Raw genomic sequence first — 22,939 nt, 5'->3', positions numbered from 1 at the left:
TCGCATTTGGAAAAAATTCCGTGGATCCTTCAGTGCTCCAGCGGGCTCTCGCCCGAGGCGTCGCCGAGGTGCGAGGAACGCTCCGGCAGGAACTTCTTGAAGCGCGTCTTGTCGATCGCCTTCATGTAAGCTTCTTCCGGGGAGATCACGCCATCCTGCAGGCGGTTCCAGATGGATTCGTCCATGAACTGCATGCCCTCGCCCTTACCGCCGGTGATGACATCGTAGAGCTTCTGGGTAGCACCTTCACGGATAATGGCCGACACCGCGGGGGTGGCGAAGAGGATCTCGTGCACGGCTACCCGGCCCGGCTTGTCCACGCGCTTGCAGAGCAACTGGGCGAGCACGCCGCGCAGCGAAGCCGCGAGCATGGTGCGTACCTGCGACTGCTGGTCGGCAGGGAACACGTCAATGATACGGTCAACGGTCTTGCGGGCGTTGTTCGTGTGCAGGGTGCCGAACACGAGCAGACCCGTTTCAGCTGCCGTCAAGGCCAGCGAGATGGTTTCAAGGTCGCGCATCTCACCCACCAGCACGATGTCCGCGTCTTCACGAAGCGCGGCGCGCAGGCCGTCGGAGAAGGAAGGCGTCTGGATCGGCACTTCGCGCTGGGTGATGATCGAGCGCTTGTTGCGGTGCACGAACTCGATCGGCTCCTCGACCGTGATGATGTGCCGGTTGTAGTTCGTGTTGATGTAGTCGAGCAGCGCCGCCAGCGTGGTGGACTTGCCCGAACCGGTCGGACCGGTCACCAGCACTAGGCCGGAGCGGATGTGGCCGAACTGCTTCACGACCTCTGGCACCCCGAGGGATTCCAGCGACATGATCTCCGTGGGAATCAAACGGAAGACAGCTGCCAAACCGCGGTTTTGCTTCAGGTAGTTGCAGCGGAAACGCGATTCCTCGTCCATCGAGTAGGCGAAGTCGAGGTCACCGCTTTCAAGATACTTCTCGAATGCTTTCGGATCACAGATTTCCGCGAGCATGTTCTTGAAGGATTCACCCTCGAGAACCGGCTGGTCGGGAATGGCGACCACGGAACCGTGCTTGCGGATCTTCGGCGGCTGGCCTTCGGAAAGGTGAAGGTCGGAACCCCTGTTCGCGACAAGGTATTGGAAATAGGCGTCGATAATGGCCATGACAGGTTATCGCTATCGCGGGAATCAGGATTGGAAGAAGGTGCGCATCTGGATCTTGTCCTCACAGCGGAAGAGAGCTTCTTCCTGGGTGATGACTCCTTTGATGTAGAGGCGGCGGAGCGACTCATCCATGGTGATCATGCCGACGTTCTTACCAGTCTGCATGATGCCGGGGAGCATGAAGGTCTTGCCATCCCGGATGGTGGCGGAGACGGCCGCCGTGTTCACGAGCAGCTCGAGGGCGAGCACACGGCCATTGCCGTCGGCGCGGGGGACGAGCTGTTGCGAAAGGATGCCGCGGAGCGATTCAGACACCATGATGCGGATCTGTTCGCGCTGGTCGGTGGGGAATACGTCGAGCACACGGTCAAGCGTACGGGGAGCGTTACCGGTGTGCAGGGTGCCGAGCACCAAGTGACCCGTTTCCGCAGCGGTGAGCGCGAGCGAGATCGTCTCAAGGTCGCGCATTTCACCGACCATGATCACGTCCGGGTCTTCCCGGAGAGCGCCGCGGAGGGCCTTCGCGAAGGACTCGGTGTGGGAGTGCACCTCGCGTTGGTTGACTTGGCAGCCTTTCGATTCAAAGACGTATTCGATCGGGTCTTCGAGCGTGAGGATGTGGTCCTCGCGGTCGGCATTGATGAAATCGACGATCGCGGCGAGCGTGGTGGACTTGCCCGAACCCACGGCACCCGTCACCAGGATCAGGCCGTTGTGGTAGCGGGTGAGCGGGGTAAGGTGCTCGATCGGGAGATCGAGTTCCTCCATGCTTCGCAACTGCGAATTGATGATCCGGAAAACGAGCTCGTAGCCGAGGCGCTGCTTGATGACGGAAGCGCGGAAGCGGCCTTCGGAGTTCGAGTAGGCGAAGTCGACGTCGCCTCTTTCCTGAAGTCGGTTCCATTCGCGTTCCCCGAGAAAGGATCGGGCGAGACGCTCGGTATCTTCAGCGGTGAGCGGTTGATGATCGGCCCAGATTGGAAGGAGCTGGCCATAACGGCGCCATGCCGGTGGGAAAGCCGTCGGCAAATGGACATCGGAACAGTCATACTCGCGGCCAAGCCGGAGATAGTCGTCAACGTGGTCGAGAACGCGGTGCTCGGACATGTGGCGGTGCTTTAGAGCGGGAAGATTCGGGGATGGGAAGCGGGAAGTTTTGCAATGTCTCAGGAATGGGGCCCGATGTCATTACGCGGTATTGCAAACCGCTTGCGTGCTTCCTGAAGAGCCCAATTCTGGAGGGCAGGGCGGGCCATCGTGAAGAGCCCGCCGAGAACGACGGCGAGGAATCCGCGTTTGGCCTTTTCCGCAGGCGGAACCCGTTTTTTCTTCAAAAGGGCGCTGGCCAGGAAGCCCGCACCCAGCGAGCCGCCAAACCATGCCAAGGGCTTGGAAAGGATGGATTCCTTCATCCGGGTGGGCACATCCAAGCGCCGCCGAACTTCGGCGAGATCCGCGGCGAGGGCGACGCGGGACGCGGCGATGCGGGCAATCAGTGCTTCGGCCTGTCCTTGAGATTGAGAAGCCATTCGCGATCCTTAAGTAGTTCGGATTTTGTGAGCGGAAAAGAGGCTGCGGAGGGTCGGCGCAGCACGGCGGCGGCGATGCCCGCGAGCAAAAGATGAAAAATGGCGGCCCCGATGGCGACGAAATGCCATCTCACCCCGTCACCGGCTGTGGCGATCCAGCCGATCAGGCCGGCCACCAGCGCCATCCACGCGATCATCGCGCAGCCGACGATCAGGCCGACCAATGCTCCTTTCTTTGCGGCGGCCTTTCCAGCGTCCTGAGCCTCCATCGAGAGGAGTTCCAAGCGCGCGGAAACAAATTCCACGGCGGAGGCCCGCAGGGAGGATTCGTGCCTGTCCGTGTCCAGATCTTCGGTCATGATACCAAATTGCCCATGTGCGTGCCTTTGCCACCGGCACGCATCATGGGCGAAGGCTGTTCAGGAAGCTTCTCAGCGGCGTGCGATGAGGCCGATGACGAAGCCGAGGCCGAGCGCACCGATGACGCAGCGGGTCGGGTGCTGACGGATGTAATCTTCGGTCGTGATGTGGATTTCCTTGGCCTTCGCGCGGGTGACCTCCCACTGCTCGTCGGCAGCGTGGCGGATCTGCTGGGCTTTCTCGCCCGCGGCGACCTTGAGCGTTTCCGCTTTCTCGGTAGCGGCGCTCTTGAAAGCTTGGGCCTTCTCCGTGGCGACTTCGCGGAAATGCTGCACCTGCTCGGTGGCCTTTTCCTTCAGCGCCTTGGCCTGATCGCCTGCCTGGTGGGCGAGGTCCTTGGCGTGATTGGCCACTTCCTTGGCCTTCTCACCGGCGGCGGCGCGGAGGTCATTGGCAGCCTGTCCCACGGAAGGCGACTTGGAGAAGCTGGCATCCGGATCCAGGGAACCTGCGTTGGTAGCAAAAGTGTCTGACATGACGTTTGGAATGGTTGAAATGTGATCCTTGAACCCTTGTGTCGGTCCTGCCAAAACGCTGGCACGGATGTGGGGGGCGCGCAAGGAAGGATCTGGTGGGAGAAATCACTAGCAGAGGCTCCTCCCGGCAGCTGGATTGTCCGCGGAATCACGGTCTGCCAAGGGGCCGCGCGATACGGGCTTTCGGCGGTGCGAGCAATGTCTCATGCTCGCTTTCCGGCGGTGATGTGAACATCACGTTGTCCCATTTCGGCTCGCGCAGCGGCCCGGTTCCGCGGAATTGGAAAAGTCCGTAAAAGGGCTTCAAGGGCAGGGTGATTACGCCGAGCAATCCGCGCGCGTTCATCCGGATTGTCATGTCCAGCGTCTTGCGATTCAGGTCGGCCACCGCGTCGCCGGTGAAAACCAGGGAGGGGGTGCTAGTTTGGAAATCGGTGGTCCGGAGGACCCCCTCTTTCATGTGGTAGGTGCAGAAGGCTTCCTGTGCTTCCTGAAAGCCGGCCTTCTTGTTGGCGAGAACCGCGGAAAGCACCGGCGAGAGAGGGCCGAAGATCGGCACGGAGAAAAGCTCCCCTTCCTCTAGCGCGATCAATCCATCGCCGCTGAGTCCGCCGCTACCCTTGCCGCGCTGCTCGATGTCCATGCGGCCCGTCACGTAGCCCTTTGCTTTTTTGTCGAATCCGCAGTCCTTCGAGATTGCCGGGAGGCTCAGCCGCGTCCAATCGAGCTCGCCCTTTACCAAGTCGTCGGCGTAGCGGACATCGAAGCGGCCGCGCACCAGACCCTCGTAGAGGTTGAAAGAGAGATCATTTACCTCGGTGTGGCCCGGCAGGATCCGCACGTTCACCTCGAGATCCGAGAGTAGCAGGTCGGTATTGGCGAACTCGTAGGAGACGTTTCCGGGTGTGGCTCCCTTGACGCGGAAATCGGTCTTCTGCTCGCCCCTTTCCATCAGCCCGATCTCGCCGCTGGCGCTCAGCTTCGGAGGTCGATGAAAGCGGTACTGCTCGAGGTGATCCGCGACTTTCGGGAGGAACATCCGCAGCACCGGCGCAGGCCAGATGGTGCCTTCGATGTCCTCGAACACCAGGCAACTCCGGCCCGGTTCCCAACGCACGCTGCCAGCCGAGGCCTTGCCGCTCATCGGCCCGCCATGAGCCTTCCTCATCGCGTAGTCGGAGTAGTCGAATTCCACCGAGCCGTCATGAAAATCGAGGAAGTCGTGATTGAGCGTCATTTTGGTCTGAGCCCACAGGAAAGGTGTGCCCTTGTAGCTCATGTTGGTCGCCCTCACTTCACCGACGGTCGACCAATCGTGTTTGTCGGTCCGGCTAAAGCGGCCTTCGACATGACCCGAGACAGTGGGGTTCTTGTTCTCGGTGAAATCGGAGAGAACCTTTCCCAGCACATGATTGTCGAAAAGTCCCTTCCACACGCTCGCGCGCAGATTCGTGGAGGCCTCGTAGCGGACTTGCTCGGGCTCGATCATTAATCGTGCCTCCAACTTCCCATCCGGACGGGTCGCTTTGATATTGTCCAGATAGAGGCGCTTTCCATCCCAGGAAATATCGCTCTCCACACGGGATGCGGAGTGCTCCGCGAAGCGGACGTCGTTCGCGGCGAGGTGGCCGATGATGTGGAAGCTTGGCGGTGATCCTTCAGGCCATTCGAACGTGCCGTTCGCATCGAGTTGAGGCCGTGATTGGAAGCTTACCTTTTCCAAAACGCCCGCGGCATTGATTTCACGCAGCAGGGACGGCAGTTCGAGATTGGACTTCGCATCGAAGCGTCCGGTGCGGGTTGCGAGATCGTACTCCATGCGCCCGTTCAGGGCTCCGCCACCGTCCTCCACCTTCAGGGACTCCAGCACCAGCAACCGCCCCCGCATTTCCCCGGCGGCTTCCACGCGGCCGAGTGCAATGCCGCCGTGCTCCATGCGGTCGCTTTTCAGCGAAAGATCGGCGCGGACGGATCGAGGGTCGTCCAAATCGCCCTCCACCCGGATACGGATGACCGGGGGCTTTTCTGGATCGAAGCTCCACGGCTCCAGCATGCCGATCACGCGGGAAAGTAGCATCCTCCGGTAAAGCTGGGCTTGCTCGGTATCCATGTCCTTCACCGAAAGGCGCTGCCGGTAGCCCATCAGCAAAGCCTCGAATTCCAGGCGGATTCCGCTGATGTCGCCGCGGGCATTCAGGATTTCCAAGCGGCGGCCTCTCGGCATCAGGACGCGGCCGCTCGCGTTCTTCACCTCCAGCACCTTGGAGTTGGGATCTTCGGGATCGACAGGGAGAGTCAGCGAGCCGCCCTGGAGTTCCAAGCGTTCCACGCGGACGTCTCCTCGTGCCAGTTTGGTGCGGTCCACGCCCACAATGACCTCGTTGGCCCGGGCGATGACTCTTTGGCGCGTCTCATCGGCGAAGATGCGCACTTCATCCGCCTCGATGCCTTGGAGCGGCCAATAGCGGAGCTTTCCGATATCCGCGTGGATTCCCTTTGCGGCAAGCCCCTGCTCGATCTTTGCGCGCCATGAATCGGGGAGTCCGGTGCGGTTTGCCCACCACAGCCCACCGACGGCGGACACCACAGCCGCGAACACCAGCAGCGCCACCAGTGTTCTCAGCTTGTGGATAATGCGGATGTGTCTCACGCGGTGCAGAGGATGGAGCAGCAGGCAGGAAGTAGCAAGTGGCTAGGGTAAGGGATGTAGCAGCAAGGGGTTTTAGCGAACGCGGAAATTTCTACTTGCTACCTGCTACCCGGTCCTTGCTACCTGCCTTCCTGATGCGGTTCATCGTGCTGGGTAGCGGAAGCGGAGGAAATGCAGCGGTCGTCGAGGCCGGTGGTATCCGCCTGCTCGTCGATGCCGGGCTTTCCGCAAAGCAGCTTGTGGACCGGATGAAGGCCAGCGGGGTCGATCCCGCTTCGCTCCACGGCGTCCTGCTCACCCATGAGCACGGCGACCACGTGCGGGGCCTGCGGGTATTGATGAAAGCGCTCCCCGCACCGGTTTACGCCACGCCTTCCACCGCCCGGATCGTGCGGGACAGCGGTGTCGACACCGCCTCATGGAAGATTTTCGAATCCGGGGCGGGATTTCAGCTTAACGGACTCTCCGTGCAATCCTTTGCAGTGCCGCACGATGCCGTCGAGCCGGTGGGATTTGTTTTCCGCCATGAGGAGCGGTCCTTCGGCCTGCTTAGCGATACGGGGCATGTTACCAAGCTGATCCTTGATCGCCTGCGTGGTGTGAGTGCCCTCTTTGTCGAGGCGAACTACGACGACGCCCTTCTGGAGGCGGACATGAAACGCCCTTGGTCTACCAAACAGCGCATTTCCTCACGCCATGGCCATCTTTCGAATGCCCAGACCGCGGCCTTGATCGCGGAGTTAGCGCCATCCGGGCTGCGGCGCGTGGTGCTGGGCCACCTGAGCCGGGACTGCAATTGTCCGGTCACCGCGGCGGCCACGGTGCGTGCGAGCTTCGCTGAAATTGAGGTTTGCTGCGCGGAGCAGGACAAGACCTGCGGTTGGTGGGATTGAATGCGGGATCTGGCGAAATGGAACCGTTTATTTGACGGTTTCTGCGCTCTTGTGCGTATTGTCGGGCTCATGAAACCTGCCTTGTTCCTCGCCTTGCTTCCGACCGCTCTGTTCGCCGCCGGGAAGCCGAACATCGTTTTGATTTATGCCGATGACTTGGGCTTCGGCGACGTGTCCTGCAATGGTGCGACGGCAGTGCAGACTCCCAACATTGATCGCATCGCGAAAGAGGGGATCAATTTCCGTGCGGGTTACGCGACCTCGGCGACCTGCACTCCCTCCCGCTTTTCCATGCTCACCGGCAAGTATGCTTGGCGCCAGCAAGGGACGGGCATTCTTCCGGGCGATGCCGCGATGATCATCAAGCCCGACGACGCGACGATACCGAAGGTCCTGAAGAAAGCGGGCTACCGCAGCGGCGTGGTGGGAAAGTGGCACCTCGGTCTGGGCGGCGCGGAAGGCGTGGATTGGAACAAGGAGATCAAGCCCTCGCCGAATGACATCGGCTTCGATTTCTCCTACATCATGGCTGCCACCGGCGACCGCGTGCCTTGTGTGTATGTGGAGAATGGCAAGGTGGTGAATCTCGATCCGGCTGATCCCATCGAGGTCTCCTACAAGACTCCCTTCGAAGGTCTGCCGACCGGTGTCAGCCACCGCGCGGAACTGGTGATGGATTGGAGCCATGGGCACAACATGGCAGTGATCAATGGCATCGGTCGCATCGGCTACATGAAGGGCGGCTCCAAAGCCCTGTGGAAGGATGAGAACATGGCCGATGACTTTGCGAGTCAGGCCGTGCGGTTCATCCGCGAATCAAAGGACGACCCCTTCTTCCTCTACTATGCCCTCCACGATGTCCACGTCCCGCGGGTGCCGAATCCTCGCTTCGTGGGAAAGACCGACATGGGGCCGCGAGGTGATGCAATCGTGGAAGCCGATTGGCAAGTGGGTGAAGTGCTGAAGGTTCTCGATGAACTCAAGCTCGCGGAGGACACGATCGTAATCTTCTCTAGCGACAATGGCCCCGTGATCGATGACGGCTACAAGGACCAGGCCGTGCAGAAGCTGGGCGAACACAAGCCCGCCGGGCCGTTCCGAGGTGGAAAGTATAGCAGCTTCGAAGGTGGTACTCGCGTGCCGACGATGCTGCGCTGGCCTGCGAGGGTGAAGCCGGGACAAACGAGTGAGGCGATGATCAGCCAGGTGGATTTCCCGCGGAGCTTCGCGGCTTTCGCCGATGTGGAGGAAGGATTCGTCGATAGCCAGGACATGAGCGAGGCCATGGTGGATAGCTCCAGGAAAGGCCGGGATCACATCTTGGAACACGCGGGACAAGTGGCGATCCGCATGGGCGATTGGAAGTTCATCCCGCCGGGCAAGGGGCCAAAGAAGGCCCAGGCTACGAATACGGAACTGGGCAACGACCCGCAGGGGCAGCTCTACGATTTATCAAAGGATCCCGGGGAGAAGAGCAACGTGGCAAAGGAGAATCCGGAGAAGCTGAAGGAACTCGCCTCGCGGCTTGAGGAGATCCGTGGCAGGAAGTGATTCCGCGCTTCACGGTCGGGCAGCTTCCGTTTCCACTCGCGCCATGCATTCCCCATGGCGCATCCGCGTGGATACCGGCGGCACCTTTACCGATGCTTGGGCGATCGGGCCGGACGGCGTGGAACGCCGCGCCAAGATCCTTTCGGATGGTACCTTGCGCTGTCGCCTGCTGGCGAGGGAAGGGGAGTGGTGGACCACCGATTCGGCCTTGGTGGCCATGGATGATACCTTCGCCGGTTGGTCGGCGGGCGGTGCGGAGGTTTTTGCGAGCCGCGAGGGAGCGCGCTTGCTCAAGCTCACGGGAAATACGGCGAATCTCGTAGTTGGTGGGATTTTGGAGCTCTCCTGCGGTGATGAAGCCCCGGTGGCGGTGGCGCGGATTCTCACGGGAACCCCTGCCGCGAGGACGCTGCCGCCGGTGGATTTTCGCGTGGCCACTACCCGTGGGACGAATGCGCTGCTTGAGCGAAAAGGTGCCCCGGTATTTTTCGTGGTGAGCAGCGGCTTCGCGGATCTGCTGGAGATTCGAGATCAGCGCCGCGAACTGCTGTTATCCTTGGATCAGCCGCACCGTCCCGGCTTGGCATCCTTGGTTTGCTCCTGTGGGGGGATGCTCGATTCCGCTGGAAAGGAGATCGAGCCCTTGGAAACTTCCACCCTGCTGGAGGTTGCGAGACAAGGCCGCCAGAACTCCGGCGTGCGGACTGCTGCTGTGGCGCTGATGCATTCCTGGGTGAATCCGGAGCACGAACGCAGGGTCGGTGAGATCCTGCGCGAGGCGGGTTTCGAAAATGTGTGCCTTTCCTCCGAGGTAGCGCCCATGATCCGGCTCTTGCCGCGGGCTGAGACCGCAGTGGCAGATGCCTATCTTGCACCGATCATGGAGCACTTTATCCGCCGCATTAGCGGTGCGATGGAGGAAGGTGAGCCTTGGCTGATGACCAGCGCAGGCGGCCTTGTGCCGGCCAGTCGCTTCCGGTCGAAGGACTCGCTGCTCTCCGGTCCTGCAGGAGGCTTGGTTGGTGCGGCGGAGCTGGCACGTGCCGCTGGATTTCCCAAGGTGCTCACCTTTGACATGGGCGGCACCAGCACGGATGTCTCCCGCATTGACGGTCCCTTCACGTGGCGGCAGGAGCAGGAGATCGGCCCGGCAAGGGTCTTTGCCCCGGCCCTGAGAATCGAGACGGTGGCGGCAGGTGGCGGTTCGATCTGCCAATGGCGGAATGGCCGGCTGGAAGTCGGTCCGGAAAGCGCCGGCGCCGATCCAGGTCCCGCCTGCTATGGCCGCGGTGGTCCGCTCACGCTTACCGATGTGAACCTGCTGCTCGGCCTGATGGATCCGGACAAGGCGGGCATTCCTCTCGCTCGCGTGGCTGCGGAAAGAAGGTTGGAAGAACTTCTAAAGGAGCTGTGGGACGCCGGGGAAACGGAGGCAACGGCGACTTCGCTGCTTGCAGGCCTGCGCGACATCGCCGTGGAAACGATGGCGGAAGCCATTCGCGGGGTTAGTGTGCGCGAGGGCAATGACCCTGGTGATTTCGCGCTGCTGGCCTTCGGCGGCGCAGGGCCGCAGCATGCCTGCGCAGTTGCCGAAAAACTCGGGGTCCGTTCCGTGCTGGTGCCTGCCGATGCTGGATTGCTTAGTGCCTGGGGGCTTGAGCGCGCGCGCCGCCAGGAGCAGCGAGGAAGACAGATGCTCCTTCCTTTCGGTGCGGTGGAGAAGGATCTGCCCGCGATCTGGACGGCGCTCGCTGCGGATGCCGCAGCATCGCTTCATGAACCGGATTTTCGCTGGTTGGCGGACCTGCGTCTGGCAGGACAGGATACCTATCTCACCGTGGAGGTGATGGATCATGATGACGTGGCACCCTTGCTGTCCCGTTTTGCGGAGGAGTATCAGAAGCTCTACGGCTATCCGCTGCCCGCCGGGAAAACCGTCGAACTGGTCGCCTTGCGTGTCGTGGCGGAAGAGAAGATTGCTGCATGTGAACCAGAGGATTTCGGTTCGTCGGGGCAGGCTGGACCGCTCCTGCTTCAGGATCGTTTCTCCACTTGCTTCATTCCGGAGGGCTGGACGCTCCGTAGGGGATCGCGAGGCACTCTTTTGTTGGAGCAAGCATCGAAAACAGCCGGCGTCGGTTCTGGAGTTCCGGCTGCAGTGCGTGCTGGACTTTTTCGCAGCCGCTTCGAAGGCATCGTCACCGCGATGGGCGAGATGCTCCGACGCACCGCCCTTTCAACGAACGTGAAGGAGCGCCTCGATTTCTCCTGCGCCTTGCTCGATGCGGAAGGGTATCTCGTGGCCAGCGCGCCTCACGTCCCCGTCCATCTCGGTGCACTTGGGGTCTGTGTGCGGGAGGTCTTGAAAGTGATCGATCCCGGTCCCGGCGATGTCGTGATTAGCAATCATCCGGCCTTCGGTGGTTCGCACCTGCCGGACGTCACGCTCATTGCCCCGGTCTTCGATGGGGCAGGAAAGCGCATCGCCTTTGTTGCGAACCGGGCGCATCACGCCGAGATCGGAGGTAAGGCTCCCGGTTCGATGCCCGCGGATGCACGTGTGCTAGCGGAGGAGGGCGTGGTGATCGCGCCGCGCTTGTTGGTCCGCGCTGGCATGCCTCTGCTGGGCGAAATCGAAGAGCTCTTGCGGGATGGGCCATGGCCTTCGCGCCGGATTGGCGACAACCTCGCGGACTTGGAGGCGCAGCTTGCATCCACGCGGCATGGGGTTGTTGCGATCGAGCGGCTTGCCGCGGAGCATGGGGGTGCAATGGTTCGGAATGAACTGAGAGGCATTCTTGCTCGGTCCTCGGCTTTGATGAATGTCCGCCTTCGCGGCCTGGCCTTGGACAAGACGGTCACCTCTTCTTTCGATGATGGAACCCCCTTGGTGATCCGCCTTGTTGCGGAAGGTGGCCGCTTGCATCTGGACTTCGCAGGCACGGGCCCGGTCCATCCCAGAAATCTCAATGCGACTCCGGCAATCGTCCGCAGCGCGGTGCTCTTCGTTCTCCGGTTGTGGCTCGGTGAGGATGTTCCCTTGAACGAAGGCCTGCTGGAGGAGGTCGAGATCTCCATCCCCACAGGCCTACTCTCTCCGGACTTCGGTGTGGATCCCTCGCGAGCTCCCGCAGTGGTGGGAGGGAATGTGGAAACCAGCCAGCGCATCACCGATCTGCTTCTGGAGGCGCTCGATCTGGCCGCGAATGGTCCAGGCACGATGAATAACTTCCTCTTCGGTGACCAAGGCTTTGGCTACTACGAGACCATCGCCGGAGGTTCAGGGGCCGGTCCCCGTCATTCGGGGACCTCGGGACGCCATGTCCATATGACAAATACGGCGATTACCGACCCCGAGGTGATGGAATACCGATTTCCGGTGCGCCTTCATCGGTACGAGGTTCGTCGTACTTCTGGAGGTGAGGGGTGTCATCGCGGCGGCGATGGCGTGGTGCGGGAAGTCGAGTTCCTCAAGCCGCTCGTTGTTTCCTTTCTCACCGAGCGGCGAGTCCTCGGGCCTCGTGGCATGCATGGCGGGAGCGATGGTCTTCCCGGAAGGCAGACGCGCATCCACCCGGATGGGAGCCAGGAGGAACTCCCTGGGGCGATAACCTATGCGGCTCAGGCGGGGGAACGGGTTTTGATCGAAACGCCGGGAGGCGGCGGCTGGGGCACGCCGCAGTAGTGAGGGTGGCAGCGGTGTTCCGGTGTTCTTTCCGCGGCGGAAAAGGAGCTCCGGAAAAAATTTCAGGAAATCTGCCAAGGAATCCGCGGGACGTCCGACTTCCTTGGTGAACTCCCTGCTGCCGCGCTGAATCCGGAAGCGGTGCGGCAGCGGAAGTTCGCCGAAAACTACAAACGACGATATCCGCTGCATGAAATTCCATCTTCTTCCGATCCTTGGCGTTCTCGCTATGGCGAGCGCTCATGGTCAAACCGTCAAGCCGGGCACGATCAATCCTCTCCTTTTCGAAGCCTCGATTACTACCGAAAATGCGCCCACGCAGGTGAACCTGCCGAATGGCGCGAAGCGCAAGACCTACACCACCAGCACGGTGCGCTTCCTCAATCGTGACATCCTCGAAGCGATGCGCGTTGCCAGCCTTCTCGACGGCACGATCGTCGGATGGAGCCTGAATCGAGTGGCCAGCCCCAACGGCGTTGGCAACATTTACGCGCTGAAAAACGGCAAGACTGCCGTGGCCGTCCCAGCGAACCTGCTCACCCAGCCGGTCAACCAAGGAACTGCTACCACCGGTAATGAGATCGTTCCGGCGACCGGGGCGACGAAGCCGAATCTGGTCCGCAAGGCTTACGCGACGATCAGCGTCCGCAATGGTGCCGGCAGCGCTGCTGGCACGCAGACCCTGAAGTTCGCCACGGTAGGCAGCGGCAGCTCCGCGACGATCGTCGCAACGCAGATGGATAACTTCGCGGTGACCGGCAAGAGCGGTACCGGAACCGGGATCGTCTCGGGCAATTATCGCACTCAGCGCACGTTGCTTGCGAATCTCACGCCTTTCTTCCCAGGCGCGACGGTCCCCTGATCGTTTTGCATGGGTCAGCACGCTCCGTCTGCAAGGGAGACGGGGCGTGCATCTTTTCTTCCACGTCCTTTCCTCCCCAGGAAAATCCCCCCCAGGGTTTCATCCAAGTCCACATCTTCACGACCTCCTCATATGAAGAACTTTTCTTTTGTTTTGCTCGGTCTTGTCGCCTGGGTGGCGCTGGTTCTTTTTGCTCCTCCGAAAGCAAAGGACGAAGAGCCTTCGAAAGTCGTACCTGCCGAAACTACAAGCGCGAAGGCCCGTGCCACGGCCGCCCGCGAGAAGCAGCGCCGCGAGAAATCTGAAACCGAAGCGCCGGAGCCTGCGGATAAGACCACGACGGAGGCTGCTGAGGCGCACCGCGATGAAGCTCAAGCTGCCATCGACGCCGCAGTGATCACTTACTCGCCCGAAGGCGTGAAACAGATCCGTCCTTGGCTGCTTGATGCGGACCCGGAGGTCCGTATGGCGGCGCGTGATGGCATGGTTCAACTTGGTGAACCGGATGCCATTCCTTTGCTGCGTGATGCTGCGGGTAAACTAAAGGAGCATTCCGAAATCGCTGCTTTCCACGAGGCCGCCGACTTGCTGGCTTTGCCCGCATGGTCGGAAACGACGGAGGCCAAGGATGCCATCGCGGAGATCATCGGGGACAGCGTCCAGTGAATGAAGCGCGGTCCATCGAGCCGGCGGGCAACTGGCTTGCAGAGATTCTCGTGCGATACGAGAAGCCTCTGCTGAAGCATGCCTACGGCATCTGTTCGGATCGTGAGTTGTCCCGCGATGCGGTGCAGGAGACGTTCTTCCGATTGATCCGATCCCGTGACAAGGGCATGCCGGAGAATCTCGCCGCCTGGCTCTTCACGGTGTGCCGCAACGTTTTGACCGACCATATGCGTCGCCAACGTGTCGTTCAGTTTGGCTGGGACTTGCCCGAGATGGAGAGCGATGAAACATCGTCCCCCGATCACCAGCTTGCCCGCGGTGAGCGCGAAGAGCGCTTGGTGAAGATGGTGGCTGAACTGCCGGAACGCGAGCGTGAGCTTGTACGGCTGAAATTCCAGGTGGGTCTCAGTTACAAGGAAATCGAAGAGATCACCGGCATCTCACAAGGAAACATCGGCTACTTCCTCCATCGCGCCGTGAAGGAGTTGAAGGACCGATGGCATCGGGAAGGAGGAGAGGAATGAAAGATCCTTTCGAAGACTTCCTGGAGGACGCGATGTCCGGCCCGGATCTTGAGCTTGGCCACGAGATGCGTCGGCGCTTGTTGGAGGCTGCGGTTGCTGGTGAAGCCTTGGAGCAGGACAATGTGGTCCGCATGGATCGCGGCGATCCTGAAGTGCAGGAAGGATTCAATTGGATCCTGGGTGAGACGGAGGCCACGGGTCCGCTGATGCAGCGGATGATCTTTGATCCCGCTTTCCTCAATGATCTCGATGGCGAACGCCGCTTTGTCCGCACGCTTCGTCACGTTCTCGTGAAGCAGGCCAATGTGGTTGCTCCCGCCGCGCGCCGCCGCTTTCTTCCGGCGGTAGCGCTAGGGGCTGCTGCAGCGGTTGCCTTGGCGGCAGGAACTCTTTTCTTCAGTCCGGATGAGGGCAACAAGGTGCCCGTGCTTGCACAGGCTGAGGTCGGATCACGGTCGGAGAAGCTTGCTCCGGCGGCAGCGGCTCCCGCGATTGCCCCGGCATCTCCCGGCGAGAAGTCCGTGGAAGTTGCGGTAGTGGAAAGGCCGGAGGCTCCGGCCGCGGAGAATCTTCCATCCGGGCCCTCGGCCCTTATTCCGGAAGCTCCGGCAGGGATTGTTGACGAGGCTTCTGCAATCGCTGCCCTGACGGGCAATGGCCAAAGCGTCGAACCGGAAGATCCCGTGCTCGTACAGGGTGGAGGTTCGTCCTTCTCCTTGCATTCGATCGCTGCTGTGGCGGTTGGCGAAACGGATGCTCCGCTTCAAGACTCCGCGCTAACCCTGCTCGACTCCGATTCGGATTCCGGCTCTTCGCCAAGCTTCGCATTTCATTCGGATCGCGGCGCGATGTGGGATGTCGGCTTTATCTCGGGACTACCTGGCTCGACAGGGCTGGATATGTCCCTGATCGGCGGCGGCAGGGAGAGCACGATCCCGGAACCCGGGCCTGTGCTGCTGGTGGTGATCGGAACGGCGGGTTTCCTTCTCCGGAGACGCCGGAAGTCGGATGCCTGATCTCTCTTCCGCTCGGGAGATTAGGTCCCGGGGTGTAAGAGAGAGGGTAGGGCGGATGCTTACGTGATTGCGTAAGTGTAAAATTATCAGGAGATGCGAAGAATGGTTCCGTTCGTTCGAGACCATTTTTTCCTCTCCCATGACCACTCAGGAAAGAATCAATCTTTTGGCAGAAGCCGCTCTCCGTGCCGCTCCACCAAGCACGACGCATCCCAAGCCGGTGACCTTCATGCCGTCTTTCGAGAAGATGCGCTCCGCAGATTTCGTGCCGCAGGGTGAACCTCCGAGCCCCCCTGCCACGCAGCCGCTCCAAGTTCAGGAAGAAGGCCGCGATCTCTCCTACTGAGGGGCAGTCCCGGCTTGCTGCTCGATCCGGCGCCGTGCTTCCGCGAGGAATGCCGGGTTGGCTTCCAGCGTGTCCGCGATGGCGCGGATCACGGCAAGGGTAGGACGTGAAATGTGGTGCTCCATGCCTTCCACGTCGCGGTAGATCGTGTCTTCCTGGATCTGGAAGAAGCGGAGGAAGCGGGTGAGAGTTTCGTGGCGCTCCATGATCGCGCGGGCGATGCGGTGGCCTTCTTCGGTCAGCACCGTGCCGCGGTATTTCTCGTGTTTCACCAGTCCCTCGCTGTCGAGCCGCCGCAGCATGTTGGTCACGCTGGCTTGGGAGATGCCCAGCCCCTTCGAGATATCCACGGCGCGGGCATAGCCCTTCGCTTCGATCAGATGCAGGATCTGCTCGAGGTAATCGTCCATGGCGACGGAGCCGCTGGTGCGCTGGGATCGGGCGGGCACGCCCCGATGTGAGGGCTGGAGCGCGGCGGACTCAAGACGGAAGACTGGAATCGGCGACCCCAGGCCTTATTGAGTTCCAAAGAGGGCTTCCCGGAGCAGGGGTTTGGACCCGGCTTCATCCCAGTAACCGAAGCCTGCCTTCCAGTCCCACATCGCCCAAGGGAGCTTTCGTTGCTCGGCGGCGCTGCGGAAGTCCCGGATGTACCGGCTGCGGCTCGCTGGATCCGCCTTTTGATAGGCCCCGAATTCGCCGATGTGGACTGGCCGGCCGAAATGAGCGGACCACGCCACGGCGTCATCGAGCAGGGTTTCAAATACCGCCTTGGTGCAAGGATTGTCGGTGCCCTGACGGGTATTGTAGGCCTCCAGCCAGGCGGCCAGGCCTGCATTCTCGCGAAGCGATTCGGGCAGGGGGACCCTTCTGGCTGGCGGTCCCGGGTACGAGATTCCCCGTAGATCCTTCAGGTTGACCCATTCCGCCTGCTGGTGGGTGAATTGGAAGGGCTCGTAACTGTGAACGCTGGCAATGATCCGGTCGTCACCGTCGGGAAGGAAGAGCCGGTCGAGGCCGCGGATGGCTGCCCATGCGGGCGGGTTGACGAGAAGAATTCGATCGGGATTCGATTTGCGGATCGCGGCGATGCCGGCGGCGTGAACCTTGGTGAGAATGTCGTCGTCCAAGCTCCCGTTGGGTTCGTTGAGGAGTTCCAAGTAGAGTTCCTGCGGCCAATCCCTGAAGTGCTTGGCCACAATTTCCCAGCCGGCGGTGAAGTCGGGAAGGTTCTTCTCCGGTTCCTTGCAGAGCGCTTCGAAGTGGTGCCAATTGACGATCACGGTCAGCTTCTTTTCGAGGGCCCTCCTTAGCACGGGTTCGAGCTCGGCGAGCAGGGCTGGTTTGATCCTGCCGTTTTCGAGATGGTAGTGCCAGGCTACGGGCACGCGGATGTGATCGAAGCCTTCGGCCGCGATCCGATCGATGTCATCCACATCATAGCGGATGCCCCAGCCTTCCGGAGGTGCCTCCCAATGGTTGCCGAGATTCACGCCGCGCTTGAGACGGGCACAAGCTGCGTGGGCCACGGTGTTTCCCGGAAGCGTGGCGGGTTTTTTGAAACCGGGCACCGTGGCGGCACGGGCATGCATCTTCAGGGTTACCGGGACCCCGGCCTTGACGGAAAGGCGGGTCGTAAGCGGGCGACCGTGCCACGATGCAGCGCAGCTCTTCCCTTCCAAGGGCTCGCTGCCTGCCAAAGGCCATTGATCCGCGGCGGGATAAGGACGCCACGGGGAATCCCAGCCCACCGGGGTTCCTTGGTTGAATTTCTCGAAGTCGCCGCCTTGGAGCCCGGCACCGCTTGCGGAAAAATCGTCCCAGAGCACCTCTTGATCGAAGAGGACGCCAGGCCTGGCTTCTTCCCAAGGGCCATTCAGGTCCAGCTCCACCGTGCCATCGTGGGTGGGGGTGAACTGCAGGGTGAATTCGCGCCAGCGCCACCACTGGATCGGAAAGCTGACGTCCGTGACGCGGGCGTTTTTCTCCGGCGTCGCCTCATGGGTCGCGGGCAAAGCCTCACCCATGGAGACCCGGATATTTGTCAGAGGCGGCGCTTCATCCGGGACCCGGAGGAAGAGCCTGGCCTGGGCCGGCATGTGCGGGACGTTTTCCTCGGCGAAAACGGGCAGGGCAAGAAGGAGAAGCGGGAGGCAGCGAAATCGCATGGGGGCTGATACGAAAGGAGCGGAGCGGATTCTAGCGGGATATCGTCAAAGCCAGGAGAGCGGGACAGGATCGGCCTTTCCCGTGGTCCCTGCCCGCAAACCCTCTGGAATTCGCCCCCCGAAGCGGGCCTGTTGCGCCTGATAAAAAGAGAAAAATAACAGGATGGTCCTCGGGGGCTGTAGCGCGTCAGCGCTTTGGCCAAGGTTTACCAAACTGAGGATCTCCCGGGAACTTTTCGTAGTGGTCCCCTCCCGGACTAGCCCTTCAGCTTAGTCGCGGTCTCGACAAGTGCCTCCACCACGGCCTTCACGCTTTTCACGTCCCCGCTGTCCTTCAGACTGCCGTCATCGGTGAATTTCGAGGAAGCACCGGTTAGCGAGAATTGCTTGGGGGTCACCGTGACACCGATGTTCCCGAGGATCGACCGCAAGTGAACCAAGCCGCGCAGGCCACCCAAGGCACCCGGGGACGCGGAGAGCAATCCCGCGACCTTTCCCCGATAGGCGGCGAGGGATGGCTCGTCATCGCTTTCGCTACGGCTCACCCAGTCGATCATGTTCTTCATGAGCGGGGTGATGGAGGAATTATACTCGGGGGAGACAAAGAGGATGGCGTCGTTCGCGAGGAATTTCTCCTTCAGCACCTTTGCCGGAGCGGGCAATCCTTCGGCATCCTCCAGATCCTGATCAAAAAGCGGCATGCGGATATCGGCTGGATCCACCAGGTCGACTTCCGCACCCGCTTCCGTGAGAAGCTTTGCGGCGACGGCGGCCAGCTTCTTGTTGAATGAATCGCGACGCGCACTGCCGGGAAGGACGAGGACTTTGACCATGATCCCCATGCTAGCAGCAATCCAGCGCCGGAAAAGAAGTCTCGGCGACTTACTTCCCGGGTTCGGTCGGGAGACGCAGGATCAGATCGAGGTTGTAGCGCAGGCCGGCGGCCAGTGCGGTGGCGTCGATCGGCTCCGGGCCGTAGATGCGGGCGAGAAGGTCGCGCTTCCGGTTATCCTTGGCCTCGGCGGCGCGTGCGGCCTGGGAATCAAAGGCCTCGAAAAGCATCTTTTTCATTTCCGCGACCGGATGAAACGGTGAGGCAGCAGGGGATGATGCTCCCTCCGCCTCGGCTGGCGCTTCTGGAGCGGCTGGCCGGGAAATCACTCCCGTATCCACCTTCTGACCGCGCGGGGTGCCGGTGATGCGGAAGCTCTGCGCACTGCCATCCGGCGCCAGCACGACTTCCAGATCAAAGGGCACCTCTGCCCAAGAATTCGCCTGATGAATCACCGTCACCAGGATCACCTGATTGCCGTTCTCGTCCGTGGACTCGAGTGGCCGCAGGGTGCGGTAGCGAATGCCATCGAGTGAGTAGTGAGCCGAGCCATCGCGCTGCCAGCCATTGAGCTTGGCTCCGAAGGCCGCTTGGTCAAAGGCCGACGCGGTCGAAATCGCGGCGAGCAAAAGGGGAAGGAGGATTTTCACGAAGAGGAGAGGTTAGAAGGAGAGCCGTGCGCCGGAGTGCCAGATCCACGCATCCGTATCAAAGCCGGAGCCCGCATCATCCTTCATCAGGACATGCTCCACGCCATTCATGATGATCAACTCGTCCTTGTACACATGGAGATTCGCACCGAGGTAGAAGGAGTGATACTCATCCCCCACGAAGATCGGCGTGGAGTCGAAGTATGGATCGGTGCCCACGCCCATGCCGCCGAGCAGTCCGCCCTGATCATCGCTATCCGCGAAGTGGTAGCGGCCCACCAGCTGCAAGGTTCCGGGAAGAATCCAATAGCTTGGTGTGAGCGAAAGCCCCCAAGCATCCGTGTCGCCGTTCGCGAGGATGAAGTCCCCCGCAAAGGAGAAATTCCCCTGATCCATCTCGACTCCGGTGGAGAAAAGGTGACGGAAGGCCGGGTTGCGCTTGATCAACTGGTTCCCGTTTGCCGAGCGGCGGCCTACGACATCATATCGCGGGATTGCCGGGTTATTGTTGTCGTCAAAGTTATAAATGTAGTCGGCGTGCCAGCGCGTGCGCAGGCCATTGCTGCCCTCGGTGGCACCGAATTCCTGATAGGCCAAGTTGGCCACGAGGAAGCCGCTGCCGCGAAATTCGGGAATGTTCGAATCATTGTCGCCGGAAAAATAGCCGAGGCCCCAGTCCCAGCGATCCGTGTCCTGTCCAACCATGATGCCCAAGGTCGAGGCGGGTGCCACCATGTTCACCAGCAGCGAGCGCTCCGGCACCAGCAGGTTCTGCGGCTCCGTGGAATACTCGATCGAGAACTTCGGCTTCATCTTGCCGTAGCTCACGTAGGCATTGTCGAGGAAGCGGGTCGTGCCCTTCAATCGTTCGATACCATTGTAGTTCGATTCCCCTGCGAATTCGGCCACGGCCTCGATCTCGGTGTTGCGGAAAGCGCGAAGTCGTGCCCCGAGCCGGGCGCGTCGCGTCCGCGTGCCATCGAGATCCACTTCCGGGCTGCCTGCTTCCGGGGATGCATGTCCCCATGCGCCGCTCCAGTGAAAGAGACCGGTGATCGCAAGCTGCTGGAGATAGGGATTCGTCGGATCCTCGAAAAGCACGGCCTTCGACCAGACCGGGTCCGGCGGGCTGGCTGCCCAGACATCGGTAAGCGGTGTCACCGTTTGCTTCCCGCCTTCTACCGCCTCCCCTTCGGGAGCAGGAGGCAGGGCGACCGATGCGGCATCTTTCTTTCCTTCCAGCACGTCCAGCGCCTCGTTTGCATGAAGAGGGAGGACGAGAGCGGAGATCAGGGTGATAGGGAGGAACTTCATGGAGATCATTTGGAAGGTGCTTTCTTGCCGGCGGCCTCTTGCTCGGCGCGTTCTGCCGCCTCGCGATCCTTCCGCTGTGTTTCACGGTCCGCGGCGCGGCGCACCCGGCTGAGGTATTGTTCCAGGCTGGCCTTGTCGCCGGGCTTCAGGACGAGCGACTTTTCGATGAAAGGCAGTCCCTCTTGGTACTGCTTTTCTCGTACCAAGAGCTGTCCCATGCCGAGATTCGCCTGGTAGGCCACGGCTTCCTTCTCGATCGCCAGCTTGAAGTGAACCTTGGCTTCGCCGAGCAACTCGGTGCGCTTGGCCTCCTCGGATTCATTCTTGGCCAGATTGTCGTAGTGGCGGGCCAGCTCCAGCAGCACTTCAGCATTGCCCGGGTCACGGGAGAAAAGGTCGCGCAGCAGCGTGCCGGTCTTCGCAGTATCCCCCGAGTTCTGGGCGATCTTCACGCGCACCAGGTCCAGATCCAGAAGATCCTTGCCGCTGACGGTGCCGATCTTCGAGATCTTCTCGACGAAAGCCTCGGCCTTCTCCGGGTAGCCATAGTCATTCAGGATGCGCGCCGACTTCAGGGCACGCGTGACATCGAGCTTGGGAGCCTTCTCGATCGCATCGAGGTAGGCGAAGAGCGCGAGCTGCGCCTCGCCCTGCTCCATGTAAAGGTTCCCCAGAAGATTCAGCTCGCTCTCGCTGGCCTGACCCTTCAAGCGGAGCACCTCCAGATTCACCGCGGCCTCCATCTTCTTCTCCTGTCCGATCAGCGCCGTGGCCTGCTGGAGCCAGAGCTGACGGTCATCGGGATTCTCCGCGATCAATGTGTCCAGCATGCTGGTAGCCTCGGCCAGCTTCTCCTGCTGCATCAGCGATTGCGTGAGGCCCACCTTCCAGTCGCGGTTCTTCGGATCGAGCAAGTAGGCCTGGCGATAAGCATTCTCGGCGGCCAGCGCGTTCTTCTGCTGGAGGTAGCAATAGCCTAGCAATCCGTAGACGCGCGGGCTCGTCTCGCCGAGTTCGATTGCCCGCTGGAAAATCGGCACCGCGTCCTCGATCTGGTTCTTCGAGATATAGAGATAACCGAGGTTCGTGTGAGCGCGGCGGAAACGCGGGAAACGGCGGATCGCTTCGAGAAAGGCCCGTCGTGCCTCTTCCGTGCGGTCGGAGGAGAAGTAGAGGTTGCCGAGCACGAAGACCATCGCGGCACTGATGTCACCTGGCTTCTTTTCGGGGTCCGTCGGAGCCTCGATCTCCTTGATAAAGCGCACGATTTCCTGCTCCGCGGCGACGAACTGGCTCTTCTCAAAGAGCTCGCCGACCTTGGAAAGCAGGGCCTGCTCCTCCGCGGATACCTTGGGCTCGACATCGGAGAGGATGCCGTAGCTGCCGACGAAGTCCTTCTTGAATTGAGGATCGCGGTAGAGGATCGCGGAGACGTTGATCTTCTCGGCACGGGCCGGAAGCATGCTCGCCATCGCGATGAGAGTGGGGACAAGGAGACGCATCGGATCAGTTCTTCTTCACTTCGAAATTGAAAGGCACCACGCAGCTGGCGCGGACATTGCGGCCACCCTTGTTGGCCGGCTTGAATTTCCATTTGCTCACCGCCGCGAGAGCCGCTTTGTCGAGATCGGCATGACCTGCGGATTGTTTCACCGTGGCGGAGACCACCTTTCCGGTTTCATCCACCATGCAGGTCACCAGCACCTTGCCGCCGGTGCCCTTGCTGAGGAGAGAGTTCGGGTAAGTCGGCTGGACCTTGCTGATCGGCACGGGTGGGGAGTCCATGTCGTTTCCGAGCAGGCTGTCGCCACCGCCTCCACCGCCTTTACCGCCACGGCCGAAGCGCGGCAGGCTCACCACGAAGCTGCCTCCGGTGCCGGGGCCCAAGTCCCCGGCATCAATCCCCAGATCGATGTCCGTCGTCGGTTCGTCGGACATCTCATCGGGCGCATCCGCTTCCGCGATTTCGGTGGATTCCTCCATGTCCTCCGGCTCGCTCACCGTCTCTTCCTCCGGTGGTGGCGGAGGAGGGGGGGGCGGTGGTGGAGGTGCGGTGAGATCGACGATGACGATCTCCTCCTTCTGCTCCACTTCCTTTTTCCCGCTCAGGAAAAAGGACGCGGCACCACCAGCCACCACGACAAGCAGCAAGCCGCCAATAAGGAGGCGCTGCCGGCGTTTGGGCGGCGGTGGGGCGTTGTAGACGGCCATGGGCTGG

Annotated in this window: 21 protein-coding genes; 8 read left to right on the top strand and 13 right to left on the bottom strand. The window is 61.3% G+C overall.

The genetic code is table 11. The features are described 5' to 3' along the window. Nucleotides 1-29: 29 nt before the first annotated feature. The 6 genes from HHL09_RS06370 to HHL09_RS06345 form a co-directional block, all read right to left on the bottom strand. Nucleotides 30-1,139, bottom strand: a complete 1,110-nt coding sequence (locus HHL09_RS06370) for a type IV pilus twitching motility protein PilT (protein WP_169453734.1) — start codon at nt 1,137-1,139, stop codon at nt 30-32. A 24-nt stretch (nt 1,140-1,163) separates the two neighbouring features. After that, nucleotides 1,164-2,246 carry a type IV pilus twitching motility protein PilT gene (locus tag HHL09_RS06365; protein ID WP_169453733.1) on the bottom strand — a complete coding sequence of 361 codons (1,083 nt, stop codon included), beginning with the start codon at nt 2,244-2,246 and terminating at the stop codon, nt 1,164-1,166. Between the two features lie 59 nt (nt 2,247-2,305). After that, nucleotides 2,306-2,668, bottom strand: coding sequence for a hypothetical protein (locus HHL09_RS06360; RefSeq protein WP_169453732.1), 363 nt, complete (start codon nt 2,666-2,668; stop codon nt 2,306-2,308). Next, nucleotides 2,632-3,027: a phage holin family protein gene (locus tag HHL09_RS06355; protein WP_169453731.1), complete on the bottom strand. Its 396-nt coding sequence runs from the start codon at nt 3,025-3,027 to the stop codon at nt 2,632-2,634. The genes HHL09_RS06360 and HHL09_RS06355 overlap by 37 nt, the downstream gene beginning before the upstream one ends. Before the next feature lie 72 nt (nt 3,028-3,099). Then, nucleotides 3,100-3,564 (bottom strand): ElaB/YgaM/YqjD family protein, encoded by a 465-nt coding sequence (locus tag HHL09_RS06350; protein ID WP_169453730.1) that lies wholly within the window; start codon nt 3,562-3,564, stop codon nt 3,100-3,102. 148 nt (nt 3,565-3,712) lie between these two features. Further along, nucleotides 3,713-6,214, bottom strand: a complete 2,502-nt coding sequence (locus HHL09_RS06345) for an AsmA family protein (protein ID WP_169453729.1) — start codon at nt 6,212-6,214, stop codon at nt 3,713-3,715. Between the two features lie 95 nt (nt 6,215-6,309). On the opposite strand from HHL09_RS06345, the gene HHL09_RS06340 reads away from it, so the two are divergent. From HHL09_RS06340 to HHL09_RS06305, 8 genes are all read left to right on the top strand, one after another. After that, the gene (locus HHL09_RS06340) at nt 6,310-7,107 is read left to right on the top strand and encodes an MBL fold metallo-hydrolase (RefSeq protein WP_169453728.1); all 798 of its coding nucleotides are present in this window, start codon (nt 6,310-6,312) and stop codon (nt 7,105-7,107) included. A gap of 69 nt (nt 7,108-7,176) precedes the next feature. Further along, nucleotides 7,177-8,658, top strand: coding sequence for a sulfatase family protein (locus tag HHL09_RS06335; RefSeq protein ID WP_169453727.1), 1,482 nt, complete (start codon nt 7,177-7,179; stop codon nt 8,656-8,658). A 43-nt stretch (nt 8,659-8,701) separates the two neighbouring features. Then, nucleotides 8,702-12,343 (top strand): hydantoinase B/oxoprolinase family protein, encoded by a 3,642-nt coding sequence (locus tag HHL09_RS06330; protein ID WP_169453726.1) that lies wholly within the window; start codon nt 8,702-8,704, stop codon nt 12,341-12,343. 190 nt (nt 12,344-12,533) lie between these two features. After that, entirely contained in the window at nt 12,534-13,205 is a 672-nt protein-coding gene (locus HHL09_RS06325) for a hypothetical protein (RefSeq protein WP_169453725.1), read from the top strand. 132 nt (nt 13,206-13,337) lie between these two features. Next, nucleotides 13,338-13,871, top strand: a complete 534-nt coding sequence (locus tag HHL09_RS06320; RefSeq protein WP_169453724.1) for a HEAT repeat domain-containing protein — start codon at nt 13,338-13,340, stop codon at nt 13,869-13,871. Then, nucleotides 13,868-14,395 (top strand): RNA polymerase sigma factor, encoded by a 528-nt coding sequence (locus tag HHL09_RS06315; protein ID WP_169453723.1) that lies wholly within the window; start codon nt 13,868-13,870, stop codon nt 14,393-14,395. Before HHL09_RS06320 ends, HHL09_RS06315 begins: the two co-directional genes overlap by 4 nt. After that, nucleotides 14,392-15,411, top strand: a complete 1,020-nt coding sequence (locus tag HHL09_RS06310; protein WP_169453722.1) for a PEP-CTERM sorting domain-containing protein — start codon at nt 14,392-14,394, stop codon at nt 15,409-15,411. Before HHL09_RS06315 ends, HHL09_RS06310 begins: the two co-directional genes overlap by 4 nt. Nucleotides 15,412-15,550: 139 nt before the next feature. Beyond that, on the top strand, nt 15,551-15,757 hold the full coding sequence (locus HHL09_RS06305; RefSeq protein WP_169453721.1) for a hypothetical protein: 207 nt from the start codon (nt 15,551-15,553) through the stop codon (nt 15,755-15,757). Here the strand turns inward: HHL09_RS06305 and mntR are convergent. The 7 genes from mntR to HHL09_RS06270 form a co-directional block, all read right to left on the bottom strand. Continuing rightward, nucleotides 15,751-16,206, bottom strand: coding sequence for a transcriptional regulator MntR (mntR, locus tag HHL09_RS06300; RefSeq protein WP_240963742.1), 456 nt, complete (start codon nt 16,204-16,206; stop codon nt 15,751-15,753). The two genes, HHL09_RS06305 and mntR, sit on opposite strands and share 7 nt — an antisense overlap. Nucleotides 16,207-16,272: 66 nt before the next feature. Continuing rightward, a complete protein-coding gene (locus HHL09_RS06295; protein WP_169453720.1) occupies nt 16,273-17,925 on the bottom strand; it encodes a glycoside hydrolase family 5 protein in 1,653 nt (550 codons plus the stop codon). A gap of 257 nt (nt 17,926-18,182) precedes the next feature. Then, entirely contained in the window at nt 18,183-18,758 is a 576-nt protein-coding gene (locus HHL09_RS06290; RefSeq protein ID WP_169453719.1) for an NADPH-dependent FMN reductase, read from the bottom strand. A gap of 49 nt (nt 18,759-18,807) precedes the next feature. Next, nucleotides 18,808-19,407, bottom strand: a complete 600-nt coding sequence (locus tag HHL09_RS06285; RefSeq protein WP_169453718.1) for a hypothetical protein — start codon at nt 19,405-19,407, stop codon at nt 18,808-18,810. A 12-nt stretch (nt 19,408-19,419) separates the two neighbouring features. Next, the gene (locus HHL09_RS06280) at nt 19,420-20,721 is read right to left on the bottom strand and encodes a porin (protein ID WP_169453717.1); all 1,302 of its coding nucleotides are present in this window, start codon (nt 20,719-20,721) and stop codon (nt 19,420-19,422) included. A gap of 5 nt (nt 20,722-20,726) precedes the next feature. After that, a complete protein-coding gene (locus HHL09_RS06275) occupies nt 20,727-22,223 on the bottom strand; it encodes a tetratricopeptide repeat protein (RefSeq protein ID WP_169453716.1) in 1,497 nt (498 codons plus the stop codon). Nucleotides 22,224-22,227: 4 nt separating this feature from the next. After that, a complete protein-coding gene (locus tag HHL09_RS06270) occupies nt 22,228-22,932 on the bottom strand; it encodes an energy transducer TonB (protein ID WP_169453715.1) in 705 nt (234 codons plus the stop codon). Nucleotides 22,933-22,939: the final 7 nt, after the last annotated feature.

This window comes from Luteolibacter luteus (assembly GCF_012913485.1).
Classification (GTDB): Bacteria; Verrucomicrobiota; Verrucomicrobiia; order Verrucomicrobiales; family Akkermansiaceae; genus Haloferula; species Haloferula lutea.
The sequence above is the reverse complement of the archived record's forward strand: the minus strand, read 5'-3'. Positions and strand labels throughout refer to the sequence as shown.